11 protein-coding genes and 1 tRNA gene are annotated in these 13,038 nt (G+C 44.5%); 7 read left to right on the top strand and 5 right to left on the bottom strand.

Features of this window, described 5'->3' with window-relative positions; genetic code table 11:
- Positions 1-361 precede the first annotated feature (361 nt).
- Positions 362-664, bottom strand: a complete 303-nt coding sequence (locus THEBA_RS09630) for a hypothetical protein (protein ID WP_014731367.1) — start codon at positions 662-664, stop codon at positions 362-364.
- 201 nt (positions 665-865) lie between these two features.
- Here THEBA_RS09630 and THEBA_RS09625 point away from each other — a divergent pair, with 201 nt between their 5' ends.
- Together THEBA_RS09625 and THEBA_RS09620 are read left to right on the top strand one after the other, a co-directional pair.
- The gene (locus THEBA_RS09625) at positions 866-1,069 is read left to right on the top strand and encodes a helix-turn-helix transcriptional regulator (RefSeq protein WP_014731366.1); all 204 of its coding nucleotides are present in this window, start codon (positions 866-868) and stop codon (positions 1,067-1,069) included.
- 1 nt (position 1,070) lies between these two features.
- Positions 1,071-1,739 (top strand): hypothetical protein, encoded by a 669-nt coding sequence (locus THEBA_RS09620; protein WP_014731365.1) that lies wholly within the window; start codon positions 1,071-1,073, stop codon positions 1,737-1,739.
- Between the two features lie 31 nt (positions 1,740-1,770).
- Here the strand turns inward: THEBA_RS09620 and THEBA_RS09615 are convergent, their stop codons facing one another.
- A complete protein-coding gene (locus THEBA_RS09615; protein ID WP_014731364.1) occupies positions 1,771-3,282 on the bottom strand; it encodes a YifB family Mg chelatase-like AAA ATPase in 1,512 nt (503 codons plus the stop codon).
- Between the two features lie 88 nt (positions 3,283-3,370).
- On the opposite strand from THEBA_RS09615, the gene THEBA_RS09610 reads away from it, so the two are divergent.
- From THEBA_RS09610 to THEBA_RS09600, 3 genes are all read left to right on the top strand, one after another.
- Entirely contained in the window at positions 3,371-3,832 is a 462-nt protein-coding gene (locus THEBA_RS09610) for an NUDIX domain-containing protein (protein ID WP_014731363.1), read from the top strand.
- Between the two features lie 95 nt (positions 3,833-3,927).
- A complete protein-coding gene (hpf, locus tag THEBA_RS09605; protein ID WP_014731362.1) occupies positions 3,928-4,461 on the top strand; it encodes a ribosome hibernation-promoting factor, HPF/YfiA family in 534 nt (177 codons plus the stop codon).
- 101 nt (positions 4,462-4,562) lie between these two features.
- A complete protein-coding gene (locus THEBA_RS09600) occupies positions 4,563-6,035 on the top strand; it encodes an Rne/Rng family ribonuclease (protein WP_014731361.1) in 1,473 nt (490 codons plus the stop codon).
- 15 nt (positions 6,036-6,050) lie between these two features.
- Here THEBA_RS09600 and THEBA_RS09595 read toward each other — a convergent pair.
- The 3 genes from THEBA_RS09595 to THEBA_RS09585 all read right to left on the bottom strand — a co-directional run bounded on the left by THEBA_RS09595 (position 6,051) and on the right by THEBA_RS09585 (position 10,430).
- Positions 6,051-6,125: transfer RNA gene (locus THEBA_RS09595), tRNA-Val, on the bottom strand.
- Between the two features lie 606 nt (positions 6,126-6,731).
- A complete protein-coding gene (locus tag THEBA_RS09590; protein WP_014731360.1) occupies positions 6,732-9,047 on the bottom strand; it encodes a prenyltransferase/squalene oxidase repeat-containing protein in 2,316 nt (771 codons plus the stop codon).
- A 57-nt stretch (positions 9,048-9,104) separates the two neighbouring features.
- Positions 9,105-10,430 carry a hypothetical protein gene (locus tag THEBA_RS09585; protein ID WP_014731359.1) on the bottom strand — a complete coding sequence of 442 codons (1,326 nt, stop codon included), beginning with the start codon at positions 10,428-10,430 and terminating at the stop codon, positions 9,105-9,107.
- A 356-nt stretch (positions 10,431-10,786) separates the two neighbouring features.
- Here THEBA_RS09585 and THEBA_RS09580 point away from each other — a divergent pair, with 356 nt between their 5' ends.
- Together THEBA_RS09580 and THEBA_RS09575 are read left to right on the top strand one after the other, a co-directional pair.
- Positions 10,787-11,764 carry a LacI family DNA-binding transcriptional regulator gene (locus THEBA_RS09580; protein ID WP_014731358.1) on the top strand — a complete coding sequence of 326 codons (978 nt, stop codon included), beginning with the start codon at positions 10,787-10,789 and terminating at the stop codon, positions 11,762-11,764.
- 17 nt (positions 11,765-11,781) lie between these two features.
- Positions 11,782-13,032 (top strand): extracellular solute-binding protein, encoded by a 1,251-nt coding sequence (locus THEBA_RS09575; protein WP_014731357.1) that lies wholly within the window; start codon positions 11,782-11,784, stop codon positions 13,030-13,032.
- Positions 13,033-13,038: the final 6 nt, after the last annotated feature.

Genomic DNA, 13,038 nt, shown 5'->3' with positions numbered 1-13,038 from the left:
AGACATGATTTATCAGTAGAGCTACAATTTGGACGACAAGCACCTATCTGGTGTAGCCGAAAGAATATCGACTGATGAATTACTCGAAGAATTCTTCTGTGACGAAGTTAGATATAAATATCTCCAGTCCTGTTCTCCTTCGTAGCACAATCAGAAAGAGTATGTCGACCAAAAGCTCTATTCATAACCTCTTTACGCATTAGAGATTATCTATTTTCTGAAAGACAGAATTACCGAAGAAACAAACCACTCAAAAAATGTGACCCGTGTGGATTCACGAATAATTCGCCCCTCGCGACAAGAAAAGTAAAAATCCCGAGCCCTCTGCCCTGATCAATCACTTTGTCCCAATCTTCGCTGTCTATAATCCCTTTACCGTAGGTAGCCCTTCCCTTCCGGAGTTGCCGAGAGCACTTGCGAAGCATCCCTTGCACTTGAGATTACACCTGTTAGTGATACCCAGTATCATTATTGGAGGAACCACTAATCCTTCCTTAAGGAGAGAGTCTCTCAACGATTCAGATTCTTTGAATGCTTCCAAGAGCTTGGCAGAACCACGAATGTATCTTGGATTTCTCACTGTCCATGGCAGAAAGACCTTCGACAGACGAGGATTCACAGACTTGAAAGCAAGATCAATCTTTTCTAAGATTCCCGATTTCATGTATCCACCTCCCGGAACATCTCAAAAACAATCTAGTCTTTTAGTCTTATAGTGTGACTTATGCGTTATGACAAAAGAAACTCTTTACTCCTTTCTTCAAACGTTATATCTTTACTTGAGTAGGCTGAGCTACAAAAATGAAATGTTTATAATACTTGACATTATGTAAAGTATTATGTACACTTGACCCAGGTGATGGCTATGAAGAACAGAATGAAGGAATTTAGATTCAAGAATGGAGAAATGACACAGGACAATATAGCAAGAATGGCCGGAGTAAGCCGGCAGACAATAATCGCGGTCGAAAAAGGGAAATTCAAACCTTCAGTTAAACTTGCTCTTAAGCTCGCAAATATTCTTCACTGTACTGTCGAAGAACTCTTTGAACTGGAAGAGGGTGATTAGGTTGTTGCTTAAAACGGGTATCTTGATATTTGATGTCTTCATAATTATCCTATCAGTTTCTCTCATTAAGACGGCGGTAGGCTGGTATTCTCTACTCTTGCTGGGCCTCTACCTCTTTCCTTCACTGAGGATGCTCCGATTAATCCCCGGATTTGACGAAAGGGAGAAGACAATCGACAGCCTTTCATCTAATATGGCTTTAGGAATAAGCTTCGTTTTAGCCATCTTTTATATTGGTATGAGTTACACCCTTACGATCGACGCCGCGATCTCTTTCATCCTTATTCCTTTTGTTGCAAAGGCCGTCTTTTTCTCCGGATTCACTCTTGAGAGAAGGCAGTTGGTTTCAATCATTGGAAGATCGGTGGGCTTGATATTTGTAGGATTCGCTCTTTTTTCCCACGGTTTTTCTACGGTCGCTTTGATAGAAATGCTGCCCGGTATCGTTATTATTATTTGCACGGAGCTTTCTCCCAGATACAGATGGTTCGGTCTCAGTTATCTGTTCTTAATAGGTATTGCAACATGGGTCTATTTACCAAACTTTGGAAGAATCACGTCGGTGCTTGTCTACTCATTGTTCGTGATTCCGTTCAGTGTTCTTCTGGTAAGATCTCTTCGGTGCTTGTTTACTCATTGTTCGTCATTCCGTTTAGTTTTCTTCTGGTAAGATCTCTTATGAAGACCTTGAACTATGAACTCTAGGTCTTTCTTCGATACTGCAAAGCCTCTGCAATGTGCCTGGCCTCGACTTTGCTTTCTTCGAGATCGGCAACTGTAAGTGCTACTTTTAGAACTCTATCAATGGCCCTTGCGGTTAATTTCATCTTATCCATGGCCGCCGAAAGAAGTGATCTCGATGCAGTATCGAGTGGGACGTATTCTTTCAGCAAGGCATGACCGAGCTGACTATTCGAAAATATGCTCATTCCCTCATATCTCTCCGACTGTCTCTTTCTTGCCGCAATGACCCTCTTCCGAATTTCGTCCGAGCTTTCTGTCGTCGAGTTTTCCATATACTTGTCGAAATCTAGTCTTGGCATATCCACAAAGATGTCTATTCTATCTTCCATTGGACCCGAGATCTTTCTGTTGTACCTCTGTATGTCATACCAAGAGCATGTACACTCTCTAGTTTTATCTCCGTACCACCCGCAGGGACAGGGATTCTGAGCAGCAACCATCATGAACCTTGCTGGATATGTCGCAGTTAGCTTCGCCCTGGCCACTGTTATCACTCCATCCTCTAGCGGCTGTCTGAGAGCCTCGATAACATCTCTTCTGAATTCCGGAAACTCGTCCATGAACAATACTCCATTATGAGCCAGACTAATCTCGCCCGGCTTTGCGTCATTGCCTCCTCCGACAATGGACGTTGTCGATGCAGTATGATGCGGCGATCTAAAAGGCCTCTCCTTTATTAGTCCTTTCTCTCCAAGGAGGCCCGCAACACTGTAAATCATCGTTGTCTCAATAGCCTCTTCCATAGTCAGAGGAGGAAGAATTGACGGAATCCTGCGTGCAAGCATTGTCTTGCCGCATCCTGGTGAACCTCGAAGAGAGATGTTGTGACCACCTGCAGCAGCAACTTCGGAAGCTCTTTTGGCAAACTCCTGACCTTTGATCTCAGACATGTCCGGCCCACTAACATTACCAAGTTCTGGCTGCGAATAAGCGATGGGAGACTTCTCTATATACCCGTTTAGAAAACCGACCAGATCGTTCAGATTATCGGCCGTAAATATTGTCAAATTGTCTACTATTGAAGCCTCCTGTCTGTTAGGAGCAGGTAGCACTATCTTCATACCCTTTGCCCTTCTTGAAAGTGAAAGCAAAATCGGCAATACTCCCCTTACTCTTCTCAAGCTTCCATCAAGACCTAGCTCTCCAAAGAAGACAAAGTCTGATAGGTCGGCGTTAATCTTTGAAGTGGCTTTGAGAAGTCCTACAGCTATCGGGAGATCAAGATAAGAACCCTCCTTCTTCACATCGCTAGGAGCGAGGTTCACAGTTATCCTTCCATTTGGAAGCTCAATCCCAGAATTCTTGACGGCACTCTTCACCCTCTTCTTGCTCTCCTTAATAACGGTGTCTCCTAGACCTACAATATCCATTTCCTGGATGACTGCCCTGCTGTCAATATCCAGCTCAACAAGAACATCCAGAACTTTCAAACCAACAGTTGTAACCGTTCTAACTCTTGAATAGCGCATCCCATAACCTCCTATCTCATCTCACATTATATCAATCAACGAGCGGAGAGGTGATATACTTAAGTTGAGGTATGGTCGAGGTGTGCATATGAAGAATACACATCGTATTAAAGTGAGAGCTCTCATTGTTAAAGACGAATCTGTCCTTCTTGTTCGTCATGAGCATCACGACAGACCTCCCTTCTGGTGTTTCCCTGGCGGCTTTGTCGAATCAGACGAAGATCTTTTCAGTGCAATCAAGAGAGAGATAAGGGAGGAGACTGAAGTAGTGGTTTCCCCACGCTCTGTCATTGCACTTCAGGAATTCAAAAGAGAAAGCCTTCTGGAGGTGATATTCTCCTGCGATTATGTCTCAGGAAAGTTGAAGCTGGGATCAGATCCAGATAATCCGGGAATCCCAACTCTGGTCGATGCGAAGTGGGTAAGAATTGATGAACTTGACAGGTTCAAAATACTTCCAGTTCAACTCGCTTCTCTTTTCAAGAACAGCTGGGATAATCTGTGCTCAGTAGAACTGTTCCAGATCGAAACCATGAGAGAGGTTCCCTAGAAGGACCATGATCCCCATGCACTGTAACGGTCTTTGATATTGTGATAACATGTAATAACGCAACTTGAGTCACATCACGCGAGAGGAGGGTTATCATGGATTACAACATCTACTCTAAAGACGTAACTGTAACAGACTCCATGAAAGACTACATCGACAAGAGGTTCTCGAAAGTGTCGAAAGTTGTCAACGAGGAGAAGCTAATCTCGATGGATCTCAGGCTCTCGAAGGAAAGAGCTTTTTACAAGATCGAAGCGACCGCCCACCTGCCAGGTGTCATGGTTCGTGTCGAGGAGAAGGGCAGTGACTTCTATACGGTCGTTGATTCATCATCGGATGCCTTTGAGAGAAGGATTAAGAGATTCAAGGAGAGAACTCGCTACAAACACAAAAACGGCTTTAAGGAAAACCTCGATTCAATTCCCTCCAAGTTTGAGGAAGACCACTCCACAATGATAACAAGACGCAAGAAGTTCACTATTAAACCTATGACCGAGGAAGAGGCCGTGCTTCAAATGGAGATGTTAGGCCACACTTTTTTCGTTTACAGAAATATTGACACAGATGAAGTGAATGTTCTCTATACCAGAAAGAATGGATCCATAGGAATAATTGAAATGACTGAATAGCGAAAGGCCACCTGAAGGTGGCCCGCTTTTTTATTATCCGATGAGATATACTGGTTGTATAAAAACTGAAATCTAGTTCTGTCTATAGAAATGAAAGGGCGGTGGCAAGAATACAGAATAACAGAACACAGACTATAGTCTTCAGTCGAATCGAAGACGAGGTCAGAATTGCTTCGCTTGACGGTGATCAACTCGAAGAGATATTCTTTGAAGATATGGACAGCGAAAGTGTCACTGGAAATATCTATCTGGGTAAGGTAGAGAATGTTGTTCCCAGTCTGGAAGCGGCTTTTGTAAATATTGGAATTGGAAGAAATGCTTTTCTAAGATTCAAGGATGCATCGGGACAACCAAAACTTGAAAAGAACAACAAGGTTCTCGTACAGGTCAGCAAGGATCCTATCGGCTCGAAGGGACCTCAGATAACTCTGAAAGTCAGCATCCCCGGAAGGAGTCTGGTGTACACTCCCTTTTCAAAACATATCGGAATCTCTAAGAAGATTACGGACCAGCAAGAAAGACAAAGACTTACCGCAGTTGCGAAGTCCACTTTAGAAAACAAGGAAGGTGTGATATTCCGCACAGCCGCTTTCGGTGTTGGCGACGAGACAATAAAAGAAGAGCTTGAGAGTCTGCGTACCAACTGGAATCAGATCTGCGAGACGTTCAGGAGAAGCAGAAAACCAAAGATTCTATACGAGGAACCATCCTTTGTCGAGTACATTCTTAGAGAGAGACTTACAGAAAACACGAAAGAAATAGTGGTTGACTCGGAAGAGCTTTGGCACGACGTAGTGGCCGGAATCAGCAAGTTCAAATCGGGCTTCAAACCAGTCGTAAGATATGTCGAGGGCGACGCCTTCGCAAGCGAAGAAGTGTACGAGAAGATGAAGATCCTTTACACGAGAATGGTCTCTCTACCCGGCGGAGGAAACATCTACATAGACAGAACTGAAGCCATGACGGTAATCGACGTCAATTCGGCAAGCAATGTTTCCGGCAACGACGTTTCCGAAACCTCTCTAAATACAAACCTGGAGGCAGCTTCAGAAATAGCAAGACAGCTCAAGCTCCGGAACATAGGCGGAATCGTTGTAATCGACTTCATTGACATGAAAAGCGATGAAGATCGTCAAAAGATCATTTCAAGTCTAACAGGTGAATTCAAGAAAGATAAGGCCAGGACAATGATCATGGGATTCACGAGGTTGGGACTTCTAGAAATGACAAGGAAGAGATCGTCTGCAGCCATTGGATCCAAGTTATACTCTTCTTGCCCGATTTGCAAGGGAACCGGGAGAATCGAGTCCCCGAGAGCAGTTTATCAGAGGTTGCTGAAGGATCTCGCGAGAGGCTTTGAAGATGAAACTATCAGCTCGGCAACCGTTCAGGTTTATCAGAACATGTCGGGAATCCTTACTCCAGAAAACCAGAAGAATCTTGCCAAATCTCTGAAAAGAGAAGTCTCGGTGGGCTTTACGTGGCCTATTCCTACCTCATATGAGATCAAGTTCGCAAAGAAGCAAGACAAACCAAAGAGAACACGAAGGAAAACGAAAAAGGAGTCCAGTTGACTCCCTTATCTATTCTGGTGGATGCGACAGGGATTGAACCTGTGGCCTCTTCCGTGTGAAGGAAGCGCTCTTCCGCTGAGCTACGCATCCGTATAGTAGATTCTATCACTGGCCAGATACAGTGTCAAGGTTTGACACCTGGCTTCGTGGTGGCATATGGTGCTGATGGTCTGAAAGAATAAAGGATCAGTTCCAAGTTGCCAAAAAAGTCGGGGGCGGAGGTTGCTGTCAGGGCGTTGGAAAGAGCAAAGAAATTGGTTCGCCGTTCGCCGAGGGAAACCTGTTATTCGTTCAAGAGCGAGGATCTGTTCTTCGTTCTTGGTCAATTTCAAAAGCCAAGATCAAGATGCTGAAAGAAGTTCAGCATGGAATTAGGAGCAGGGTATAGAGTATAGGGTCTGGGGTCTCGATAACGAAAGCAGTTGACCCATTCACGGCTTTCAGTGCTACTGAGGATGTAATCCCTACAGTGGCCTTTGAAAGATCTCTACATATTCAACCCTCAGCGAATTTTCGAATAACCATTCGCTGTCATCCCGTGGAGTCTGCCCCAAAGCTCTCCTGTTTGAGACTTCTCTTTCGGGATCTCGTTCAGTGTCATCCCGAATTCATTTTGGGATCTAGTTTTCTAAAGGGCATATGTTCTTATCATGCAATCGGTCTTCCACATCAAAATTTATGTTCTAAAATCCGCAGTTACTCTTCCTGAGAACCGGGTTCAGCTCTAGAAAGAGAAATTGCGAAAACATGAACATTAGGCATTTGAGGTAATACTATTCCCTTCAAAGGCTTCTCAAGAAGATCGACACAACGGTAATACAACATGCATTTTATTCTCTCCGTGTTGCCTGTATTATCATATCTACCTGAAAACTCGAAGGCGATCTTCTCCCCTGTAGAGGGACCTCCACACCAGTCGGAAAAAGACAATGGAATCACTTGCTGAGAGTCGTCTTCATAAATTAGAAGAGCTTCGCCTGTGTAATCACCGTGATTCGCCGCACCAAGAATGCAGATCTTGTCGAACATTTCTGCCGAAAATGTCAGCGCCTGTCCTGTAAGCCTGAAGTTGTCGTTTCCGTCTACATTAACCATGAATTCGGTGTCTTCTACAGCAAGAGAACCGGAATCGATAGCTTTCTCAAGCTCTGAGGATATGTAGGAAGCTCCGAATAGTCCCTGAGGATTATCGAAGTTTGCTGTTTTCCTTTCGTCAGAGGTAGCAATTCCGTTGTTATCGAAATACTTGAGCAGATCTAGATGGACAAAACCATTCATCTCAATAAGGCTTACTGGAAGCACCGGTACTTGTAAAACGCTCTTTTCTCTCTCAAACACCCTGCCATCGATTACGGATACTCCCTCGTCAAATTCACTGCACCCTTTGAAATTGAAAACAATCGATACGTCATCTTCAACGAGATAAACTGCAACGATGTCTGGCACTAGAATGATCTGATCGATGTCAAAGCTTCCTTCGCTCAGTTTTCCTCCGACCGTAAGCGTTGTCTCTTTTCCATTTCCCTTGAGGACTCCTAGCTTCTGCACTGTTTTCTCTTCGATTTTTACCGTCTTTTCCGATTTTGATTCTCCGAGTCTCAAGGTGAAAACCACTTCATTCGTTCTTGCTTCATTTATAGCTGCAAAGACTGAATAGGAAGCCTCTACGAGGGTGACTGGTTGACGTAAGCTAAATGCTCCGGAAATTTTGGTCACCGCACTTCCTGAGACTCCAGTACTCTGAATAATCTCCGATTCTGAAAGGCCCGCCCTCATAGATTCAGCTTCCAAAACCACTACCGGGGTGAGAACCTCTATCGCTGCTGAGAACAGATCTCCGTACTCTTCGGGAAGTCTCTTGATTCTTTCCAGAGAAAGAAGCATGGAAATTGTTGATTCCGCTCCCGCATTTTTGTTCACATGTGAGAACTCAAGTCCGTCAAATCCCTCCCCGTTCTTTCCTACCATTGACTGATTCAATTTGTTGACCCCAAGGAACCAACTCCCAAGAAGAGCCGTTATGGCCGCAATATCCCTATCGCCGGTTAAGTGATATAGTCTGAAGCCCGCTGAAATTGCCGATTCAGCTGCATAGGCGATCTGCGGGAAGAGCTGTAAATAGCTCGAAATTGAGTAAAGGGGCCCCGCGTTTATAAGGAGCAAAGAGCTTTGCTTGAATGATTCTGTCGAGATTTCAAGAAGGCTGTCGTCTCCCAGAATCTCTCCCGCCACTGCCAACGCTTCCAGCTGTCTTGAACCCCACCCGTGCCAGAAGTATCTCGGTTCTGAAGGCGATGATTCGTCGACAAGACCATTGAAAATCGAGTCCTCATTCTGAATGACTTTGCTCTGCAGAGCGGCTGCGCATCTCTTTATGAAACCTCCCAATAGCACATCGTTGCTCATGGAATACAACTCCGCCGCTCCAAGAAGAACTACTGAGGAAAGATCAGTGTATCCCTGGATAAGACCGTCACGCTCAAAACCGATGATTTTTCGAAAACAACGTTGGGCCGCATCTGCCAAGCGCATCGAGAACTCTGGATCGAGATTCTGAGAAACCCGAGCCCCTTTCGCAAGAGCATACAGAGCTCTCGCCGCCCACCAGTTGCCTCCTTTTCTTGATGTGGGACCGTTTCTGTTGATGCTACCATCCTCGAAGACAAAATTATAGAAATCTCCATCACTGTCCTGCATGGAAAGAACAAATTCGAGAGCTTCTTTAGCGCGATCGTAGTGTTGTTCCATTCCAGAGATTTCAAAAAGCCTCAAATATAGAACTGCAGCCCTTGCTACATCGTCGACGCATGTCACTCCTTCGCCCTGAGCGTCGGCATGCCTATAATTGCCGTCAGGAAGCCTGTCTGCATAGATCCAGTAACCGATTACACTTTCTCCCTCAACGACAAAATGATCTCTGAGAAACTCAAGATGATCCAGATTAATCTGAACTTCAATTCCTAAAAGCATCAACGAAATAAGAAGTACTAGAATGATCAACGCTCTCTTCATAAGCACCTCCAAAAGAAAAGGGTGAGAGGAAGCCTCTCACCCTTCATTAAGGATCAGTTATTCTCCGATTTTGAGTGATTGAATCTCTGACTTCTTCATTTCAACGAACTCTATTGAGTCCTCTATCGAGTCGGCACTGTATATCGAGTAAACCCTCTTGAAACTGACAACATCTCCTGCCACAAAGTGCTTTACATAGTCTTCCCAATTCGATGATACGTAGTCTTTCGTACTCTCGAAGATATCGATCTCACCTGGCATCCATTCGAAGTATCCGTCTCTGAATTCTCTGCTCTCATATACCCAGGTAAGGCCACCCATCCACTCTTCATAGTCGGCGACCACGACTGGGACCTCTGGATTTATCTCTGCTACACCAGTCTTCAACGACTGCGAGTAGTTGGCTCTCCAGCTCTCCTGGGAGGCAAAAATGTATGTTGCACCCCACCAGAGAGGTCTCATCGAATCGACAGCCGGAAAAACTATGTAAGGTTTGTTTCCGGAAAACATGATCGCATTTCTATCAAGCCAATATTCTAGCGGCGTAATATTCAGCTGATCGGCCCAAAGAAGTCTTCTGAATACCGGGAGTGTATGGACCGTGTCTTCGGCTGCGTCAGTCAATACTCTTGTTGCCATTATTTGCAGTTTCATTAGTTCGGCGTATGTCGCAAATTCGAAGGTGTTATGAGAAATGATATCCCCATTGCTGAATAATGTTGTGATTATCTTTTGGGTTATTCCGAGGAACGGTTGGGCTTCAAGCGTGCTGACTACTGTTATTCCTACGGGGCCTGCCGGAAGAACTGTAGCTTCCTTTACTATGAAGTCTCCACTTGTCTTTTCCTCATGTCGCCCGTATTCACCATCTACGTAGTATGTAGATCCAACGTAGCCGGACATTCTCACAATTCCCAGTTCGTCTACTATCGTGCCCTCTACATCTCCAAAGCCTGTAACCTTTACTAGACCCTTGCTATTCGCTACTGCAGTTATTTCTCCAATCTCGATAAGCCACTGTCCTTCTTCCTCCACAACCTTTCCCACTGCATCGAACTCCGGTGGAAGAATATCGAAATCGTCGGTAACCGTGATTTCTGCCGGTCCTGTAATCAGAAAGGCCATAACATCCCCGGACGACAGTTTGCCATTAAGATCGGTATCGTCAATTTGATAAGGAAGCTCCTCCCCATCCTGAACTACTCTCAGCGAATCCCAGTTAGCGTCAAAGTCAACTCCAACAAGATCAAGGATCTCGCTCATCGATATCGTTACTGCAATGGGTTCTCCAGTGAAGGAGCTGACAGACACTGGAACTCTCACTGTTTCAGCAACAGAAAAAACTGAGAATACTATGAAGAAAAGAACCAAGAACCTTTTCATATTAACACCTCCCTAAGGTCGATATGAAATCGCTTACATATTGTTGAAATTATAGAATCTAATTGCGTTTTTGTTCTAAAAGTATCTAGAGCTGCTCTGATCATCCATATATTATAGTAAGCTCTTGTATAATTTAATCTCCCTCTAGCGAAGTTTATCTTTATCTCTTGACCAAAATTGCTACCTGGCAGCCATCAAGGCGGAAAATAAAAGCAATATTGCGAAATTTAATCTCTACAATGTCTAAAAGCTTCTAAAGGTTCCAGAAGGATCTAGAATAGACATGATTATCTAGTCGAAATAAGGGTATATTTATCCTAGAGATGTAAGCGTTTACATATACTGAGGTGATAATTTTGTCCGCTAAGCTTTCTGATGTTGCTAAATTGGCCGAAGTATCTACAGCAACCGTCTCCCGAGTGCTCAATAAAAGTGGGTATGTCTCCAAGAAGTCAAGAGAAAAGGTTATGCTGGCCGTCGAGGAACTTGAATACAAGCCTTCAAAAGTCGCGAGTTTTCTGGCAAGTCGAAAGCTCGCGTTCAATATTGGAATTGTTGCAGGAAAGAGATTATTTCGCGTCCTGTCGGATCAATCCGATCAGTTTTACACAATTGTCCTCAAAGGAATAGAAGAGTTTTTCGCGGGGAACAACATGCGAGGAAGTCTTGTTCCTTCAAATAATTTTTCGGAAGACTACGATGGATACCTGCTGATAGGTGGAGAGATTACTGAAGAGGATATAAAAAAAGCAAAGGAGACTAAGAAACCGGTTGTTCTGATTGATCAGTATCTCGCTGGCGTAAAGGTCGACTGCGTTGTATCTGACGGTTATGACGGGGCAATTTACGGAATGAAGAAACTAATTTCAAAAGGACTCAAGAAGATTGTAAATATCCACGGACCCCTTTCGCACTTTGGGTTCAAGGACCGCTTTGACGGCTACATTTCTGCAATGGAAGGCGCCGGATATCTTCCCAAAGCTTATGAATACGATGAAGATAATGATAATATGAGCGCAATCATCGATCTGTTGCTTTCTAGATACGGACTTCCCGATGCCGTATTTGGATGCAACGACACCGCCGCGATAAGAGCGATGGAAGAGCTACAAGCCAGAGGAATAAAGATACCGGAGGAGGTGTCGATCTTGGGTTTCGATGATATCGTCAACTCCTCGGCCACTACTCCCTCGCTGACTACTTTCAAGATATTCAAGCATGAGATGGGAGTAGTTGGATCTAGGAGGCTTCAAAGTCTGCTAATTGGTAATGAACCGCGTCCAACAAAGATTTCTCTATTCACTGAATTTGTCCAGAGAGAAAGCACTTTATAGAAAGGGAGGTAAATCACATGAAAAGATTGATTCTGTTAACTTTGTTTTCGTGTCTCTTTGTGGGATTGTTCGCCGTTGAACTTGTCTTCTGGACAGCGCCCAATCCTCTCCAAGAAAGCTTCTGGAAGGAAGTAGTGGCTGAGTGGAATGAAAACAACCCCGATATCCAGATCAAGTGGTCGACTATTCCCGCTGCGGGAACCTCAGAAGAGGCTATCCTTACTTCAATCGCTTCCGGAAGAATGCCAGATATCTGTACGAACATATTTTCGGGATTCGCCGCACAACTCATCGAAGCAGATATACTTATTCCCCTCAACTCTTTCCCTGATTTCTGGGAACTCATGGAGCAAAGAAAGATGACCTCCATCGTTGAAAACTGGAAGTTCGGAGATAACTATTACGTACTCCCGATCTATTCTAACCCTATAATGATGTGGTGGAGATCAGACATCTTGAAGGAACTTGGGTATGACAGACCGCCGAGAACCTACTCTGAGATCTACGAGATAAGCGAGAAGTATTCCGTGCCGTACGAGAAGTACGGAGCACTTGTGGTAATGGGAAGAAACTGGTACGACCGATGGTACGACTTCATAACCTACTACTATGCCGCGAGTGAAGGAGCTCCATATCTAGATGTTGAAAAAGCCAGAGCGCTTTTCAACAATGAGACTGGCGAGAAAGTCGTCACATTCATGGATACCATGTTCAGAAACAACTGGACGGCAGTTGATCTAGGAAGCAATCCTTTCTATTTCGGTGTTGTCCTTGGAGGGATCTTCGGCCCGTGGGAGATAAACCAGGCGAGAAATCTCTTCCCCGATGTCTTCGATCATATAACAATCGTTCCCCCTCCGGTTCCCGATGATTATCCGGAGGACAAACCGATCTACACTTTCGCAGATACCAAGGGGCTTGTAATGTTCGCCACCACAAAGCACAGAGAGGCTGCATGGAAATTCATTAAGTGGGTCTATTCGGATATTGAAAAAGACAGAAAGTGGATGGAGTTCACCAATCTTCCTCCGGCAAGGGAAGACCTGTTGACGAATCCCATCTTCCAGGAGTATATGGAGGACAATCCGAAGTTCGCTGCTTATGCGAGCCACGTTGCCTACGCCGTTCCACCGGCTTTGACTACGAAGACTGTTGAAGTTCAGGAAATTCTCACAACATTTTTGATAGAGCAAATAATGTATGGAAAATCAACTCCGCTAGATGCACTTAAAGACTCTGCTACGAGAGTAAGGAGAGAACTCTTCTAGGAGAAG

The sequence above is a fragment of the Mesotoga prima MesG1.Ag.4.2 genome (assembly GCF_000147715.2).
In the GTDB taxonomy this organism is placed as follows: Bacteria; Thermotogota; Thermotogae; order Petrotogales; family Kosmotogaceae; genus Mesotoga; species Mesotoga prima.
The sequence above is the reverse complement of the archived record's forward strand: the minus strand, read 5'-3'. Positions and strand labels throughout refer to the sequence as shown.